This is a genomic window from Deltaproteobacteria bacterium, from assembly GCA_018668695.1.
Lineage (GTDB): Bacteria > Myxococcota > XYA12-FULL-58-9 > XYA12-FULL-58-9 > JABJBS01 > JABJBS01.
The window spans coordinates 1-17486 of the sequence record JABJBS010000132.1; the positions used below are offsets into that span (position 1 = coordinate 1).

The 17486-nt window shown below is 51.1% G+C and carries 13 protein-coding genes; 9 read left to right on the forward strand and 4 right to left on the reverse strand.

Annotation, left to right across the window (positions count from 1 at the left end):
- On the reverse strand, nt 1–387 hold a 387-nt coding region (locus HOK28_07220; GenBank protein ID MBT6432864.1), incomplete at its 3' end, for a PilZ domain-containing protein.
- A 138-nt stretch (nt 388–525) separates the two neighbouring features.
- Here HOK28_07220 and HOK28_07225 point away from each other — a divergent pair.
- The gene (locus tag HOK28_07225) at nt 526–1752 is read left to right on the forward strand and encodes a YgeY family selenium metabolism-linked hydrolase (GenBank protein ID MBT6432865.1); all 1227 of its coding nucleotides are present in this window, start codon (nt 526–528) and stop codon (nt 1750–1752) included.
- A gap of 36 nt (nt 1753–1788) precedes the next feature.
- Here the strand turns inward: HOK28_07225 and HOK28_07230 are convergent, their stop codons facing one another.
- Nucleotides 1789–2901, reverse strand: a complete 1113-nt coding sequence (locus HOK28_07230; protein ID MBT6432866.1) for a flippase-like domain-containing protein — start codon at nt 2899–2901, stop codon at nt 1789–1791.
- A gap of 155 nt (nt 2902–3056) precedes the next feature.
- On the opposite strand from HOK28_07230, the gene arcC reads away from it, so the two are divergent.
- Together arcC and HOK28_07240 are read left to right on the forward strand one after the other, a co-directional pair.
- Entirely contained in the window at nt 3057–3995 is a 939-nt protein-coding gene (gene arcC / locus HOK28_07235) for a carbamate kinase (protein MBT6432867.1), read from the forward strand.
- A gap of 93 nt (nt 3996–4088) precedes the next feature.
- A complete protein-coding gene (locus tag HOK28_07240; protein MBT6432868.1) occupies nt 4089–4877 on the forward strand; it encodes a 3'-5' exonuclease in 789 nt (262 codons plus the stop codon).
- Here HOK28_07240 and smpB read toward each other — a convergent pair.
- Complete coding sequence (gene smpB / locus HOK28_07245; GenBank protein ID MBT6432869.1) at nt 4874–5368, reverse strand: SsrA-binding protein SmpB; 495 nt, start codon at nt 5366–5368, stop codon at nt 4874–4876. The two genes, HOK28_07240 and smpB, sit on opposite strands and share 4 nt — an antisense overlap.
- A gap of 108 nt (nt 5369–5476) precedes the next feature.
- On the opposite strand from smpB, the gene HOK28_07250 reads away from it, so the two are divergent.
- On the forward strand, nt 5477–5938 hold the full coding sequence (locus tag HOK28_07250) for a universal stress protein (protein MBT6432870.1): 462 nt from the start codon (nt 5477–5479) through the stop codon (nt 5936–5938).
- On the opposite strand, the gene HOK28_07255 is transcribed toward HOK28_07250, so the two are convergent.
- Nucleotides 5935–9015 (reverse strand): hypothetical protein, encoded by a 3081-nt coding sequence (locus HOK28_07255; protein MBT6432871.1) that lies wholly within the window; start codon nt 9013–9015, stop codon nt 5935–5937. The two genes, HOK28_07250 and HOK28_07255, sit on opposite strands and share 4 nt — an antisense overlap.
- 247 nt (nt 9016–9262) lie before the next feature.
- On the opposite strand from HOK28_07255, the gene HOK28_07260 reads away from it, so the two are divergent.
- From HOK28_07260 to HOK28_07280, 5 genes are all read left to right on the forward strand, one after another.
- Nucleotides 9263–11875, forward strand: coding sequence for a hypothetical protein (locus HOK28_07260; GenBank protein MBT6432872.1), 2613 nt, complete (start codon nt 9263–9265; stop codon nt 11873–11875).
- A complete protein-coding gene (locus tag HOK28_07265) occupies nt 11872–13068 on the forward strand; it encodes a hypothetical protein (protein ID MBT6432873.1) in 1197 nt (398 codons plus the stop codon). The genes HOK28_07260 and HOK28_07265 overlap by 4 nt, the downstream gene beginning before the upstream one ends.
- Nucleotides 13069–13128: 60 nt before the next feature.
- Complete coding sequence (locus HOK28_07270) at nt 13129–13875, forward strand: hypothetical protein (GenBank protein ID MBT6432874.1); 747 nt, start codon at nt 13129–13131, stop codon at nt 13873–13875.
- A 159-nt stretch (nt 13876–14034) separates the two neighbouring features.
- Nucleotides 14035–16884: a 2-oxoglutarate dehydrogenase E1 component gene (locus tag HOK28_07275; protein ID MBT6432875.1), complete on the forward strand. Its 2850-nt coding sequence runs from the start codon at nt 14035–14037 to the stop codon at nt 16882–16884.
- 59 nt (nt 16885–16943) lie between these two features.
- A partial coding sequence (locus HOK28_07280; protein ID MBT6432876.1) for a dihydrolipoamide succinyltransferase occupies nt 16944–17486 on the forward strand: 543 nt, incomplete at its 3' end.

Here is a 17486-nt window from a genome sequence, read left to right on the forward strand (position 1 = left end):
GAGCTTGAGCCGCTGCTCGTCACCGAGCCCGTGATAAAGTGCAATAACTTGGTGCAAAAAATCGCGCCACCGCTCTTTTGCGGGTTCTTGGCCCTCAGTCCAGCCAATTCCTAGACCCGGAACACGGCCAACCGAATTACTTGGCATAACTAAGTGAATAACTCGGCCAGAGAGTACGGTTGTACCTAAACCGAACGGTAACATCATTTCGCAAGCGACTTCTGCACCAACATGAGGCAAGGCCCCACAGCGCACAAAAACGCCGTCTAAGCTGATATTTTGCGTTTGAAGCTCCAACACGTGGTCCCCGAGGGCAAGCCTCACCGGGAAACGTATTAAATAACGTGTAGTTCTTCGCTCTTCTGGGGCGCTTGTAGCGAGTGCCAAAGGCTGCTCCTGCGGGTTGTTACCCTTATATTTAAATCCGGTTCTGGGGCTAAAAGCCAGTATCGAAACCAATGAATTCACAATTACGAAAGTATCATTTGCTACTCCCCCTCAAGATCGGATAATTTTGTTCCACTTATGGATGAAATGAGAGACAGAATCGTCGCGCAGGCGAAACGGCACCGTACTAAATGCGTTGAATTCCTGCGTGAGCTGATTGCCACCCCATCTGAGAGCCAACAAGAAGAAGCTATTGCCCTACGTGTGCGCAAAGAGATGTTGGACCTCAATTACGACAGCGTCGATATCGATCGCTTTGGTAACGTCATTGGGCGTATTGGATCGGGGCCTACCCGTATCCTATTCGACGCACATTTGGATACACCAGGCATCGGTGACAAGGCTTCCTGGCGTTTCGATCCTTTTAAAGGGGATATGAAGGCCGGAAAGATCTACGGACACGGGGCCGCCAACAACAAAGGTGGCCTTGCTGCCATCATTTATGCTGGCGCAGTCATCAAAGAGCTCGACTTGGCCGATGAGTGTACGATTTTCGTCGTAGGTTCGGTCCAAGCTGAAAGCTGCGAAGGCCTTGCTTACAAGTGTATCTTCGACGTTGAAAAGCTCTACCCACACTTCGTTGTGCTATCCATGCCAACGGGTATGCGTATTTGCCGTGGCCATCGAGGCCGTGCGGAAATTCGAATCACGCTGCGAGGACAACCCGTCCACGCCTCTGATCCGAGCAAAGGGTTCAATGCCATTTATGGCATGGAGAAAATCCTCGCCGGGATTCAGGAGCTGAACGAAACCCTGCCCGAAGATCCGTTCTTGGGTAAGGCAACGGTCGCGGTTACCCATATCGAATCCACTTACAATGGTCCCAACATGTTGCCAGAGAGCTGCCACATCATTGTGGATAGACGCCTGACGACCAATGATGAGGCCAAGAAGATTCTTGCGGAGATTAAAACCGCTTGTAAGGGAACCAAAGCGAAGATTGAAATCGTCGAATGCGATGAGGCCAGCTACCGCGGGCTGCGTTTACCGATGGAAAAATATTTTCCAACTTGGACCCTGGAAGAAGAGCATCCACTGATTGAGTCTGTGGAAAGTGCCTACCGTAGCGTCTTCAAAAAGCCTGGTACGGTTGATCGCTGGACCATGTCTACTGCCGGTGCCTACACCATGGGCATGTCCAATATCCCGACTGTGGGATTTGGACCCAGCGAAGAGAGTTTCTCTGGACCCATCAACGACCATGTTCGTATTGATGATCTTGAGAAATGCATCGCTGTTTACGCATCGATTCCGGATTACCTACCGGAAACTGAACCGATTCGTATCCCGCGTCGTCGCCGATAATCTATTTCTAACCAGACAAGCTTGAACGTTCTTCTTTTAAGAACAAGACGGGACAGCCTCGCCTACACTTGGTACCGGGTCTTGCGAACTTTTAAATTCAAGTTCTACAACGCGAGGCTTATAGTCTTTTTTGCGAATCCACCAAAACACCGCGCCCCCTAAGGTGAGGGCTTCTGCAGCCCAAAAGCCAAGAGCCGCCGAAAGAATCGATTGGCTGGTACCAATGTGCTTGGCCAGCAAGAGAGCCTGAACGATTTCTCGCACACCTTCTCCGGCGATGGTGAACGGACTGATGACGGTTGCGAAAATTTGAATCGAAGAAGCAAAAACAACCTGCCAAAAATCTGCCGAAAGTGCGCCCACCGCCAAAGCCGTAAAGTAATACATAGCCGCCGTTGTAAAATGCACCAAAAATGAGAGCCCGATACACTGCGCTAAGAGAAGACCTTTGCCCCGGTAAGCTGAAGCAGCCTCACTGGCACGGTTTACAAAATCAGCAATCTTGCCGGACCCAAGACCTGGAATGATACCCAGGCACCACTGCACCAATACCGGTTTAAAGAGTAAGGTAAAAAGCCCTAGGACCACTCCCAGCGAAAGCGGCACCGCAATAATGGCCACTGCACCAGCAGTCTCGCCTAAAACTTGATAGCCAAGAGGGAATGCCACCAAAAAGCTTAGGAAAATCCCTGAAAGCCCCATGACTTTTTCAATGGCCGTGGCCGCAGCAGGTTCAATCACCCGATCACTGAATTTGGCCGCGTCGTAAAGTTTGTAGCCATCCAGACCAACGGTTGAGGGCAAAAAAGTCCCAAGGAACCGGCCAATTAAAAAAGAGCCAACAATATGTCCGAAATTAAAACGAATGCCCTGGCCCTTCAGCAAAAGGTGCCAGCGAACCATACTGGAAAAAATACCGATCACTTTGATTCCCGCGGCCAGTAAGACCCAGGGCAAAAAAGTGGCCATTTCAATGGTGGCCATATGCTCAACAATGGCATCCCAGATGACAACGGACTTGCCAGACTCATCTTCAATGGCGTGATTTAAAAGAAGGTAAAAGGCACCAAAGGTCAAAGTTGCTTTAAGCAAAAGTCCAACCGTTTGTCGTAAGCCTTGTGGAAGCTTTTTCCAGCCCTTTATCACCATAACTTGCCTCCCAATTTCCAATTTCTTGAACTCGGACCTTTAACCGGAAGATAATGAAAATTGCAAACGCACCACGGGTTCAATCCTTTGGCTATGACTCCAGCCAAAGAAGAAAACGTATTTAAATAAAAGCTCGTAACAAGGGGGCAGCAACGATGTCTTTAGTTGTCATCGCAATAGGCGGAAATTCACTGATTCGGTCTGACGAAACCGGAACGATTCAAGAACAGTTTAAAAATGCCCGGGCCACCATGAAACAGCTGGTCGAACTTGTACAAGCTGGGTTTGAGATCGTCCTCACCCATGGCAATGGGCCGCAGGTCGGTAACTTACTTCTTCGTGTGGAAGCTACCGCTCCAGATATCGTGAGGTTGCCACTGGGAATTTGCGACGCCGACACTCAAGGGGGTATCGGCTACATGCTGCAGCAAGTGTTTCAAAATCAGCTGGCTCTTCGGGGTATTCACAAAACCGTCGTTAGCTTGGTGACCCAAGTTGAGGTGAACCCCGATGATCCAGAGCTCCAGAATCCCAGCAAACCCATCGGGCCTTTTTATTCCGAGGAGGAATCCAAGGAGCGTATCGCCGATCGAGGCTGGATTATGAAGGAAGATGCAGGCCGCGGGTATCGCCGGCTTGTTCCCTCACCCAAACCGCTCAAAATCATCGAACTCAAGGCAATCAAAGCCATCCTCAAAGAGGGTATGATTCCCATTGCGGTGGGAGGAGGCGGAATTCCCGTGGTTCGAAAGGGTGATATTCTCGATGGTCTTGATGGGGTTATCGATAAGGATCGTGCTTCATCTTTGCTGGCCTCAACCCTGGGCGCAGACGTCCTCGCAATCAGTACCGGGGTGAGTCACGTGCAAATAGGCTTTGGTACTGAAAATGCCAGAAAGCTTGAGAAAATAAAGGTTTCGCAGCTTCGTGAACTCTACGAAGCCGGTGAATTCCCACCGGGCAGCATGGGTCCAAAAGTGGAAGCAGCTCTTAAATTCATTGATTCAGGTGGTGCCAAAGTGATCATCACAGACCCAGAAAACCTCAAAGATGCCCTAGAAGATCGCGGTGGCACCCGGATTTTTCCAGACTAAGTCCCCTAGACCGTCAAAAACCGACGGACCCCTCCTGTAAGGTTTAAGTCATAAGCGGGCATGAAGCCTGCGCACAACAATCTTTGGTGCAATATGACAACACGTACACTTAACTTGACCCGCCCCATCGTATGCTTTGACTTAGAGACCACTGGCCTTGAAACCAAGACCGACCGCGTGGTGGAAATCTCTTGTGTAAAGATTCACACCGATATGAGTCGTGAACTGCTTACGCTGCGTATCAATCCACAAATGCCCATTCCTCAGGCAGCCTCTGCTGTGCACGGAATTACCAACGAAGATGTTTCAAACGAACCTACCTTCGATATGGTTGCGGGCCGCCTCGCCGACTTTCTAAGTGGCTGCGACCTTACCGGATTTAATCTCGAACGCTTCGATTTGCCGCTGCTTAGAAACGAATTCGTTCGTGCGCGCATCACCTTTCCAGATGGTCCCGTGAACATCATCGACGCGCATAAGATCTTCATTAAAAAAGAGCCGAGAGACCTCTCAGCCGCATACCGGTTTTATTGCGACAAAACTTTGGACAACGCGCACAGTGCTGAAGCTGATGCCGTGGCCACGGCAGACATCCTACTCGCACAAATCGCGCGGTACGAAGACCTACCGATGGATCCTGAAGGGCTCCAAGCCTTTTGCAAAAGTAAGCCGAAAAATGCGCTCGACCCAGATGGTAAGATTATTTGGAATACCAGTGGTTTGGCCGTGCTCAGCTTTGGTAAGCACCGCAACCGCACATTGCAACAGCTGGCCAGCCAAGAGCCTGATTACCTTCGTTGGATCAGTGGTGCGAACTTTTCAGATGAAGTTCGTGGCCTATGCAAAGGCGCACTTGAGGGGCAATTCCCAGTTCAGAACTAACGTCGCTTCAACGACCGGGTCACCTTATCCATTTCCCGCTTTGCAGTACGGGCTTTCAGGCTCTCGCGCTTATCTTCGCGGTCTTTTCCTTTGGCCAATGCTATCTCGACCTTTAGGCGACCATTTTTAAAATAGAGAGAAATCGGAACCACCGTGAAACCTTTTTCACGGATCTTAATCCACAACTTCTCAATTTCTCGGCCATGCAAAAGAAGTTTTCGGGTTCGATTTGTGTCGTGATTGAACTGATTACCTTGCCGGTATTCACCAATATACGAATGCTCTAGATAGGCTTCACCGGCAATCACCTGAACAAACGCTTCATCGAGATGTGCATTGCCCGCTCGGCACGCCTTCACTTCGGTCCCAACAAGCATCAAACCCGCTTCGAATCGCTCTCCGATGCTGTAGTCGTGGAACGCTTTACGGTTTTGGCAAACCAATTTTTCGCCAGAAGCCGCCAGGGCCGTCTTTTTCTTAGTTTTTCCCATTTCACCACTTCTAAAGCATCATTGCAGACTAAAAGAAACATCCATTGCCAGTATCTGCCCAAGAGACTATAAATTTGAAGCCTCTTTCATAGATTTATCGGAGCATGAATGACCCAGACAATCGACATCAAGCGTATTTTGATCCCCATCGACTTTTCAAACACGGCACGGCTCGCCTTTAATGAGGGCTTGAAGATGGCCGCTCAACACGGTGCTGACGCCTTTGTTCTGCACGTAGCAGAACCCATTCGTGCCTTTGATTTCGGTAAACAAAAATACATCGAAACCCAAGAAGCCATTGAGCGGGTTCAAGAAGGCGTAGACCGCCGCATCGAAGAACTCTGGCAAAGTGGCGGGCTCGAAGCAGTTGATCGACGAAAAGTACATATGATCGTTCGCGGCGGACGAGCTCATGAAGAGATCTTGGCCACAGCCGAAGCTCGTGAAACGGATCTGATCATTATGGGTTCAAGCGGCGCCAGCGACAAAGCAACCGCCGGTAGTACCAGTGAGCGGGTTCTGCGCAGCGCAAAATGCGCCGTATATTTTGTCCGCAACCCTGGCTATTAAATCGAAGAGCCGAACGCGAAGTAGATTTCCGGTGTCAGCTTGTTTGGCACCACTCCGCGATCAAGCACACCGAGAGCAACCCCGGTACGCAAGGTCAGTGGAAAAGCCCAGCCAAAATTAATATCTGCGCGAATCTCGGTACCCACACCGAGACTTCCGCTTTGAAATATTCTCTTTGCTGCTTTTTCAAACACTTCACCTAAATCTTCTTCCTCACCGTTACCAAACGTATTTCCGCCTTCAGTAAAAAAGGCCATGTGAAATCGTTCGATATAGCCCGGCAGTGTCCAAAGGCCTCGCTCAACATGCCAAAGCGGAAACCGGTACTCTAAATAAAGTGCGGCGAGCCCTGTGCCCTTGCGATCTGCGCTCAACGGAAAACCTCGCAATGAATATACGTTTTCAGCAACGGCAGTGAGAAAGCTCGAGCCTGCATTGCCTCCCAGGTAGAACTTCTCCCGAAACTCTGGCCCAACAGAAACTGCGGCCACCAGTCGCATGGCCAACACGTGATTGTCCCAAAGTGGATTGTTCAAATAAGTACGGCCATCGAGGGTAAACATGACTTGTTCAAACTCGCCTCCAAGAAGCTTTGAATACCAACGCCCCGCAAGAGCGATGCTTCTCCCATCCTCAAGACCCACTGAGTAGGGATAGCGCTTTGCAAAAGAATAGCGGTAACCAAATTCCAATCGCGCGAAATCTTCACGGCCCCCGTTTGGATAACCAAGCTCCTCCGCTGAAGCCTCATCCGCCGCTTTTCGCCTGTCCCAGCGATAGCTCAAGAAACCGAGGTGCCGATTTTTGATAGGTAGGCTCATGCTCCCCGAAATCGACAACCGCCTATCGATGGCCCAAGCTTGCGACCTTACAATTTCAGGTTCAGTATTCTCTTCGGTGCCCGGAGTGAGTGTTTCCAAGGTGTAAGGAATAGCTTGCCACGCATCTGTAAAGCTTATGCCCAAAGTTGGGTACCAGGAGTCAAAAACGTAACTCGCCGACCACGACGGACGTAATGTTTTCAGACTTGTCCAAGCAGCCAAGCTGTAGCGATGCTCTGCCAAGGAGTCAGAACCAAACGTTGAAAAACGTGCAGTTGCATCGTTGTTGTAGAGATAGAGCGCGGGGAAAAGCACCCAGTTATCGTTAAACGGTAAAAGGCTCGCCCATGGTGTGTATTCAAGATCTTGCTGTGTTGCGAGAAGCTCTGCCGGTGCTTCTTCGTGACGAAATGAAGATACAATCAAGCCGTCTTCACCCACTACGCCCGCTGATTCAGGGGGCACAGCCTCTGCCTCGTAGCTTATCGGCTCCCAAGTCTCAGGCCTAAAATCAAGTTCGTGTACGTCGAAACCTCGGGCCGAGGCGCTGCGAAATAGCATCGACTGACCGTCGGGCGAGACATCGGGTTGAAAGGCCCCACCCACCACACGCGTGATTCTGAAATGAGCCTCCGTTTGAGTATCGTAGGCGTAGAGGTTGAAAATACCGTCACGGTCAGAATCATAAATAACGTAGCGCCCATCCGCGCTCCAAGTTGGATTGGCATCAAGTGCGCGGTCTTGAGTAATACGCTTTAAGATTTGACCGGTAGAAGCGTCTACAACGATGATGTCGCGGTGCCCGCCGGGAAACCAGCTCGATACAACAACCTTAGAATCGTCAGGAGAAAACCTTGGGCTTGCGTGCTGCATGTCACCATGTGCCGGTAAGAGCACCTGAAGCTTGAGCGTCTTGCGCTGCTCGTCTGTGAAGGTTCCGAGGGTCACATAGCTTTGATGCAATTTATTTTGGACAAAAACGAGCTTGCTTCCATCCGATGAGACATCTGGGTCGCGGGCCCGCAAACTCTTGCCGGATTGCTCGGCTTCCTGCAACTTGGTGATGGATTCATTTTCAACCGTATAGCGGTAGATGTCATTAAAATCGTTGAACCGCTCATTGATTGCATTTTGCGAAAAGTAAAAAGCCGCTCCATCACGCTCGAATGAAAATCGCCGGCTAAAAGTTTGCAAGATCAGTTGCTTGTCATCGCTGCCATCTCGGCCGACTTGCCGGACGGTTCGGCCATCTACGGGACTTGTTCGTGAATAAACAATGTATTCCCCATCGGCGCTGTAGCGTGGGCCTGTCACATTGCGACCGTGGGTGGTTATTTCGCGGCTCTTGGTGAGGCCTTTCGCCTTTAATTCCTTTTCCACCGCCAGCGCCTCAGCCTTAACCTTTTCTCGAAACTCATCCCACAAAGCGGGCAAGCTCGAGCCAAATTTGCTGTAGGACGCAGGGTAGTAAAAATAAGGAATAGGCATGGCTGCATTAAACTGGTGAAGCTCTGCTACCTTCTCCTTACCAAATCGCTCCGCCAAGAAGAGATGAAAGAGGCCCCCGTAGAAATAAGCTCCGTTGCCTCCCGGCCAATCCGAATACATGATGTGAGCCTGATCGATATTTAGAAACTTATCTTCTAAGGCGGCGGTTCTTAGAAGCATCGCAACATAGGACGAGCGGCCGCGACCGGTTTTAGTCAGTGTGGTCTCGGCAAAGACGGCATAGCCTTCGCTTAAAAACTGGGGCGTGAAGCCATTCATCGAGATGTATTTTCCGAAAATCCACCGCAGAAATCGGGTCAGCCCCCAAGTTTGGTCAATGTCGCAAATATGGGCGAGTTCATGAACCACCAGCAAATGCAGCCAGTCATCATAAAAGGAAAGCCCCGCGTTCTCTGTGGGTGCCGTCACATAGAGCCGAAGGGTATTACGAGGCATCACCGTGGCTGAGCCGTTGACCTCATCTGAAAAGTCAGAGACCACCACATCAATACGGCCTTCTGGCATAAAGCCCGACAGCTCAGCGACTTTATCCAGTGAGTCTTCCGCTATTCTCGATATGCGAATGGCCAAGTTTCGATAACCCGGCTCATCTGGGTAATGGACATCAAAACGGGGGCTCTCAATCGTGCGCCAATCTAATGCGGGATCGTAAATACTTGCCGCCAAACTCGGCGCAGCCTGCGCAGAGAATAAACAGGCCAGCAAGACAAGGATCCCAAAGCGATGCTCTTTCCTAATCTGCAACATTTCGTCAAAACCTCATCTGATCGTCTCAAAACGATGTAGGACATACACTCACTTTGCATCACACGGGCCAGAATGCTCAACGACGCAACGCGTATATATCCGAATTATCTTCCCTCAAATTAGTCTATTTTTCATAGTGAGAACAAATATTTATGCCTTTCCATGATCTTGTTGACAGTTTAGACGCAGCACGCCAAAGTACAATGTATGTGAGGGTATGCTCGCTGCGTTACATGGGGGAAAATGAATGCATTTATGGTCTGAGGGATTACTTATCCCTACATCTTGTCGCGTTTTCAAAACGCCTGTCTTTACTGCACTAACACTCTTCATCGCACTCAGCGGTTGCAACATTGAAGAGCCGCTCTCACAAGCGCGCGTTATTGTCGCAGAGTTTGATCCAGAAAACGGTGTGATCCCAACGCCCAACGACTTGCTTACTGATGACGCAACGGGTCGTATTCAAATCCCAGCCACTGAAGAAGATCTCGCTGATAAAAGTGCCGTAGAAGCTGAGCTGATTCATCAACTCAATCGGCGCGCCGCTTGGTCCACACGAACCGAAGCAAAAATTAGTTTCTCTGGGGCGCTTAACCCCGAAAGCATCACTGCCGAAACCGTTCAGGTCATTCTGGCAGAAAACGGAACTTACTCTCCTGTGGATGCCATCATCGTAGGAGAGCCAGCGGAAGCACCCGAAAAACTTATTATCACGGCGCCAGGCATGGGCTGGAAGCGCGGCGGTGAATACTTCATCAGCGTAATCGGCGGTGTAAACGGCGTGAAAGGTCAAAATGGCGAGACGGTTGTTGCAGACGCAGCCTTCTGGTTTTTACGCCAAGAGGAAAGCCTCTTAGAGCATACTCGAGCAATCCCAGGGGCAACCGCCGAAGACCGGCTTGAAAAAGCACAAACACTCGAAACCATCCGCTTAGACCTTCTTCCCTATTTCGAACACATGAGCGCACGCGGGACGAGCCGAGCCAGTGTGGCTCACCTCTGGAGCTTTAATATTACGCAAGCTCCAGAAATCCTCATGGACAAGGCTCTTGAGAAAATGCCTTTGCCATCGGATTTTCTGCGTAACCCAACCAGTGGACTTGTCGAAATTCCAATCCGCGAAGATTACGATAACTTTAAAAAAGAAAACCTCGCGGCCATCAACCAGTTCGATGGCTTTGGCTTAAGCTCGGACCTTTACTTTGAGCTTACAAGTCCTATCGCTGTTCAAACCCTCAACAGTGATAGCGTTAAACTCTTTGCCGAAAAAGCTGACGGAACCCTCGAAGAAATCGCAATCGATATCCAGAGCCGTACCGGTGAGAAGTTTATCAAAGTACGCCCTACAAGCGGCATGCTCGATCCAGATACCTTCCACATGATGGTCGTTACCACTGCCTTGCAAAACTCTGACGGTATTGCCGTGGAAGCCATGCTCCCTGGAATGCTGGCCATGGTCGTTAACCCGCTCGTTGAAGACGGCCGCTCTTCAATGGCCGCGCTTGATAACGACAGCGCCGCGCGTCTTGAACTGGTTCGCAGCCACACCGCTCCCTCACTGGCTAAACTCTATCAAAACGGAAAGCTCGAATCGGGCAACGTAGCCAGTGCTTGGACTTTCAAGACCATGGAAATCAAAGAGCAGATGCTCAGAAGCCGTGACCTTGCAACCAATCTCAATACCGACCCAAACCCCATCGTCGAACACGATAAGACTGTTTTCGATACCATCCTAGAATTCCCGATCGGGGCCGTCAGCATGTTTAATGTAGAGCGCGTCATCGACGGAACCATCATGATGCCAAACCTCTTGGACCATACGACTCGTAAGAATTACGAAGATGGTACGTGGAGCCTAGAGCCTGTTCGTTTCACGATGACCATCCCGAAAAACGTTCGGCCCGACGAGCCACTTAAAACGGTCATCTTTGGACATGCCATTGTCACTGAACGACGTATGGTTTACGCCCTGGCTGATACGATGGCTGAGGCCGGTTATGCTACCATCGGCATCGACTTCCCGTACCATGGCGAACGCACCCACTGCACTGACTTTGGCCCCATGTGCCAAGAAAATCCCCTCAACCCAGGCGAGTTCATCTGCCCTCAAGCTTGTGAGTCGGGTTCGACTTGCGCTGAAGATGGCCGATGCGTTGATAACAATGGAGAAGGTAATTACCTCAACAAGTGGCCGGTTCTTCCGATGTACCAGGCTTCGGGCGCGGCATTTATCGAAATCGATAACCTCCACGGAACGACTCACCATTTTTATCAGGCGATTGCCGACCTCAACACTTTGCTCCGCTCACTTCGTCAAGGCGACTGGCGTACGGCAATTGGTTACGACATCGCTCCTGACTTCGGCTATGTAGGACAAAGCCTCGGCGGCATCATAGGCTCGGTATTCACATCCACGCAGCCCATGATTAACCGCTCCGTGCTCAATGTACCCGGTGGTAACCTGATTCCGCTTTTTCAAAATTCACCATGGTTCGGACCACACTTTCAAAAGTTTATCGATGACCACGGATTTGTTCCCGGCTCTCAAGAGTTTGACCAAGCGATGCTGATCGCCCGCTGGTTGGTCGACCCGGTCGATCCGCAAAGCTTTGCACGTTACCTCTTAAAAGAGGACTTCAATACCGGCGCAGCCATGCCCGACCGAAAAGTCATTATTCAAATGGCCACGCTCGATACCATTATTCCAAACGACAACACGCTGGCCATTTCAGAGCGCGGTGAGGTTCCTCGCTATGACTACCCAGCGAGCCACGGCTTTATTGTCATCCCTGTTGAACCAGCCTACCTACCCGGTCATTGGGACGCAGGCACTGTATTGGTCGATGGGGCTTACCCATGAGTTATAAATCAATATTGATCTCGCTTTGCTGCTTTGCACTTAGCTCACCGGCTTTCGCCGCAGGCTACACCACAGCAGATACCAGCGTCACCGCCATGGCAGCCGGTGGTACCGCCACCGCCCGAAAAGGCGATGCTGCAGCAGCCTACAAAAATCCGGCGGCAACACTTTTTGCTCCTGGGCTCAAAGTTTCTTTGGGCGCCATCTTAGCAGCTCCAACCTTAAGTGCGCAGGCCACCAGTTTTGAGTCGCAAACCGAGGGTGGGCTCAGTGTCCCACCTCACGCTCACGCAAGTTATGCCACGCAAGACTTTGCCATCGGCGCCTCCTTTACCGTGCCCTACGGGTCCGGGATTTCTTGGCCCGCAGACTGGACCCGTCGCTTTGACCTCGTCTCAGCCGACTTTAAAGTCTTGAGAACAAGTCTCTTTCTCGGCGGCCGCTACGGTATGGTCTCCGTTGCTGCGGGAGTGCTCTTCGATAACGCAGAACTCCAATTTGTACGGAATATCGACTTTATCTCCGACGAAGGAACCGTCAGCTTAGATACAGCGGCAACTGCCATCGGTGGACACGCTTCCATCTTCATCGAGCCAACAGACTGGTTAAGTCTTGGTGCCGCCTGGAAGGGTAAGACCCACTTTAACCTAGACGGTTTTGCCAGCTTTCAAACTCCGGAGGAATTTCAGAACCGAGCAGCCAATGGCCCAGTGAACACCAGCCTGACCATGCCGCATCAGCTAAGCTTCGGGGTTGAGACCCGCATCGGAAACCAGATCGCAATCAACGCCGACGTGGATGTGACACTTTGGTCCAGTGTTGAACAACTTGCCATCGACTTTGAAGACGAGGGAACTGAAGATGTGTTTAAAGAGCGCCAGTGGGGCACCACAGTGACCCCGCGGCTTGGCGTAAGCTACCAGCCCATGGATTTACTAACACTGCGGGCCGGAGCATTTTATGACCCGTCCCCGGTTCCAGCTGAAACCGTAGGGGCTGATTCTCCTGACTCCAGCCGGTTGGGTATCAGCCTTGGCTTGGGGCTTACCCTACCTGGAGGCACGGCTGTCGACTTAGCCTATCAGAGAATCGAGTTTCAGGGTGCCACCTCCTCGGCGACTGCTGAGAACGAAGCGGTTACCTTTGGCGGGGGAGTTCACCTTGCCGGGATCGCAGTTACGTACTCCATTTAGTACTCAGGTTCATTTTCTCGTGACCTGTCTAATCACCGGCGTTGCTCAGGGGCAGGTGGTTTGCTATTCGCACCCATGATGCGACACTTCAAATCTATATGTACCGTTTTGGTTTTAATTGGGATGGCTGGCCAGGCTCACGCCTACGTCTTACCCGCGGAATACATCATGCGGATGCTTGCTGATAAAATCAGCCGACTTAAAGTTGAGGATGTATCCATTAAGCTTGAATCTCAACAAGGTTCAGAAACGGTGGCCGAAAGATTTTATCTCAAACGCGCCGAACGATCTCGGTTGCTCTCCGGGGCCGACCAAGCTCTGATCTACCTCGAAAATGAGGGTCAGGTCGCTGATACGACTTCCGGCAGCTTCAAGAAAAGCTCCAACAATCAAACCGACGTCCTCACGGCCCTGCTCTTTCCCAAGGGCAAGAACCTGGATGAGCGAGCATTGCGTATGCTTGATGTCTTGTCTGCCGCTGGCGTGGATACCTCGGTGGTTGCTCTGGGCCGGTCAGGTAACCGACCGGTTTACATTGTCGGTGCAAAAGCATTTGAGCCCCTTAAACCGCAGGTTTGGCTCGATAAACAATCATTTGTGCTCGTGCGCTCCGTTCTCTACTCAGCCGCTGGTTCGGCTGGAGACAAAGTGGAAAAGCGCTACCTGGACCATCAGAAATCAGCTGCAGGCAAATGGTTTCCGAGCACCATTGAGACTTGGAAAAATGATATTCTGGTCAAGGAGCAAGCGGTCGTGGAAGCTAAGAAAAACCAAAAGCTACCAGAAAGCATGTTCCGTTTACCCTAAATTTTTATCCGACATTTACTTACATATTATGGATGAAGTCTTCATTTAGGTGAATTTATCCATCGTATCTTTTGACCGTCCGCCTCAGGTGGATACTATATAGCGAGTCTCTGGAACTTGGATGCCGCGTTGGCACGGTTCGCAGGACGGGAGCGGGACATGACGCATTCCGAGCTACCCATAACCGCAAGCAACCTCGGCTATGTCGAAGAGTTGTATGCGCAATATGTAGAAAATCCGAACTCCGTTGAAGAACGATGGAGACTTTATTTCCAAAGCATGGATGACGATGCTGGTTTCGCACAAGACCCAAGACTGGGCCCTGCGTTTCAACCTGCAAGTCTGTTCAACGGCCAAACGATCCAAGCACCGCCAAATACAGGCGGGAACGGTCATGCTGAATCATCTCCCAATCAAACAGGAGAAGATAACGGAGTAACATCGGCACAAGCAGCGGCCCTTCAGGATCGACTGATTCAATTGGTAAGGGCGTACCGTGTGCGCGGGCACCTGGTTGCCTCCATTGATCCACTGGGATTGCCACGGCCACCTCAGCCCGAGCTTTTTCCTGCATTTTATGGCTTCACCGATTCGGACATGGATCTCAAGTTCTCAGGCGACAGTATTCACGCCCTAGAGCCCATGACCCTGCGGGAAATCGTCCAACGCCTCAAACGAACTTACTGTGGATCGATCGGCGTGCAGTACATGCACATCGATGATCTGGTTATGAAGCAATGGCTCGAAGAGCGTATGGAGATAACCGAAAACCGCATCATGCTTACCCACGGGCAACAGCTTCGCACCTTAGCCAAGCTTACCGATGCTGTCATTCTCGAAGAATTTATCCAGCGTAAATTCATGGGTGCCAAAAGCTTCTCGCTTGAAGGCTCCGAAAGTATGATTCCGCTGCTGCATCAAACCATTGAAACAGCGGGTGAAGATGGCATCGATGAGGTTGTCTTGGCCATGGCCCACCGTGGCCGGCTAAACGTACTCGTTAATATTATGGGTAAAAGCCCACGAGATGTCTTTAAAGAATTTGCCGATAAAGATCCCGAACACATGCTTGGCCGCGGTGATGTAAAATATCACAAGGGCTACAGTTCAGACTGGGTCACAAGTAGCGGGCGTGAAGTTCACCTCTCACTTTGTTTTAACCCAAGTCACCTGGAATTCGTAAACCCAGTTGCCCTAGGCCGGGTACGCGCCAAACAGGACCGCTTCGGAGACAAAGACCGAACCAACAAGATGGCCATCGTGATTCACGGTGATGCTGCTTTTGCAGGGGAAGGTGTTGTTCAAGAAACACTCAACCTGAGTGAATTACCGGGATATCGAACCGGTGGTACACTGCACATCGTCATCAATAACCAAATTGGTTTTACAACAGATCCTGCTGAGCACCGCTCAAGCACCTACGCAACGGATGTTGCCAAGATGCTGCAGATACCCATCTTTCACGTCAACGGCGAAAACCCAGATTCGGTTGCCCAAGTGGTTCGACTTGCAACGGAGTTTCGTAGGACGTTTGAAAAAGATGTCGTCATCGATATGTACAGCTACCGAAGACGCGGGCACAACGAAGGTGATGAACCCTCGTTTACACAGCCACTGATGTACAAGGCGATTCGCGCTCGTAAAAACGTACGTGATGGATACCTTTCTAACCTGATGCGTCCCGGCGGAGTAACCCAAGAGGATGCTGACCGTATCTCAACGGAGCGTAAAGAATTCCTAGAAAAGCAGCTTAAGGAAGCAGCCATTGATGATTCCATCGTCAAAGATGCAACCATGGGCGGCCTTTGGCAAAGCTATCAGGGTGGAAGCTACGACAACGCGGTGAGCGCCAAGACTGGAATCAAGAAAGATCGGTTGGCTTATCTTCTAGAGATGCAAACACATCTACCCGACGACTTCACGGTTCACGCTAAATTAAGACGAATTCTTGATACGCGGCGTGCCATGGCGCGCGGTGAAAAGAAGCTCGATTGGGGCGCAGCGGAAGCTTTGGCATTTGCTTCCCTCTTAACCGAGGGAACTCGTATTCGAATGACGGGCCAAGACAGTCAGCGTGGTACATTCAGCCACCGGCACTCCGTCCTTCACGATCAGACCAACGGCATGAACTATATGCCTCTACAGCATTTAGACCCTGACCAATCTGATATTGAAATTCACAACAGTCCTCTCACCGAGACAGCCGTATTGGCTTTCGAATATGGCTACAGCCTCGATATGCCCGACGGGCTCTGCATCTGGGAAGCTCAGTTTGGTGATTTCGCAAACGTTGCACAGGTCATCGTTGACCAATTCATCGTCAGCGGTGAAGACAAGTGGCAACGTCTTTGCGGTCTTGTCATGCTCTTACCACACGCTTTTGAGGGCATGGGTCCCGAACACTCCAGCGCACGCTTGGAGCGGTATCTGAATCAGGCTGCCGAAGATAACATTCAAATTTGTTATCCAAGTACACCGGCTCAGTGCTTCCACATGCTTCGAAGACAAGTTCACAGCAAGTGGCGTAAACCACTGATTGTCATGACACCTAAGAGCCTGCTTCGGCATCCTAAGGCGACATCAACGCTGGAAGAACTTGCCGACGGTAAGTTTGAAGCGATCCTGGCTGACTCTGATCCCAAGCGTGAGGGTGTCACCAAAGTTCTTCTCTGCAGCGGAAAGCTCTACTACGAGCTGGAACAGCACCGTGAAGAAAACGACAGACACGATGTTGCGATTCTACGTATCGAGCAATTCTACCCACTGCGCGATTCTACGGTGCAAGAACGGCTCGGGATTTACCCGGAATCGGCCCCTGTTGTCTGGGTTCAAGACGCCCCAGAAAATATGGGCGCATGGCGACACCTTTGGGCGCGCTTTGGCACTAAAGTGCTTGGGAAATGGAATTTCTCCGGCATCTCAAGACGCGAATCATCCAGCCCGGCCACAGGCTCTGCAGCCAGTCACAAGCTGGAACAAAAGCGCCTCATTGAAAAGGCCTTCAGCTAACATGAATACGAACAGATTGATTACTAAGAACATCTCCTCCACGAAAGAGAGCGCTTGAAATGGCCGTTGAACTCAAGGTTCCCGCCGTAGGCGAATCGATTACCGAAGTTGAAATCGGTGAATGGCTCAAGAACGAAGGTGACAGCGTTGCGATGGATGAAACCATCGTCATGATTGAAACCGATAAAGTCACAGCGGAGGTCATTGCGCCCGTTGCCGGAACCATCACGCAGATTATTAAGAAGCAAGGCGAAGTGGCCCAAGTGGGTGACCTCATCGGTTACATGGAAGAAGGCGCGGTGGATGCTAAACCCGCTGTGGCTGCTCCCGCAGCTCCAGAAGCTGCAACGACGCCAACTCCTCCGGCTAACGCGGTTCAGGGGCATGTCATGCCAGCTGCGCAGCGGGCAATGGCCACCACCGGGGTAAACCCAGCGGATGTTCAAGCCACGGGTCCTGGCGGGCGTGTACTTAAAGAAGACGTAATGCGAGCAGCTTCCGGTCAACCGGCAGCTCAGCCACAAGCTCCAACACCGGCTGCACCACCGGCTGTAAAAGCAGCTCCACCGGCTGCGAAAAAACCAGCTCCGGTCATGCCTGCA

What these genes read in the sequence shown, in the direction of transcription:
- smpB (MBT6432869.1), bottom strand. Translation starts at nt 5,368, where the DNA reads ATGGGAAAAACTAAGAAAAAGACGGCCCTGGCGGCTTCTGGCGAAAAA.
- HOK28_07275 (MBT6432875.1), top strand. Translation starts at nt 14,035, where the DNA reads ATGACGCATTCCGAGCTACCCATAACCGCAAGCAACCTCGGCTATGTC.
- arcC (MBT6432867.1), top strand. Translation starts at nt 3,057, where the DNA reads ATGTCTTTAGTTGTCATCGCAATAGGCGGAAATTCACTGATTCGGTCT.
- HOK28_07250 (MBT6432870.1), top strand. Translation starts at nt 5,477, where the DNA reads ATGACCCAGACAATCGACATCAAGCGTATTTTGATCCCCATCGACTTT.
- HOK28_07265 (MBT6432873.1), top strand. Translation starts at nt 11,872, where the DNA reads ATGAGTTATAAATCAATATTGATCTCGCTTTGCTGCTTTGCACTTAGC.
- HOK28_07225 (MBT6432865.1), top strand. Translation starts at nt 526, where the DNA reads ATGGATGAAATGAGAGACAGAATCGTCGCGCAGGCGAAACGGCACCGT.
- HOK28_07255 (MBT6432871.1), bottom strand. Translation starts at nt 9,015, where the DNA reads ATGTTGCAGATTAGGAAAGAGCATCGCTTTGGGATCCTTGTCTTGCTG.
- HOK28_07260 (MBT6432872.1), top strand. Translation starts at nt 9,263, where the DNA reads ATGCATTTATGGTCTGAGGGATTACTTATCCCTACATCTTGTCGCGTT.
- HOK28_07230 (MBT6432866.1), bottom strand. Translation starts at nt 2,901, where the DNA reads ATGGTGATAAAGGGCTGGAAAAAGCTTCCACAAGGCTTACGACAAACG.
- HOK28_07240 (MBT6432868.1), top strand. Translation starts at nt 4,089, where the DNA reads ATGACAACACGTACACTTAACTTGACCCGCCCCATCGTATGCTTTGAC.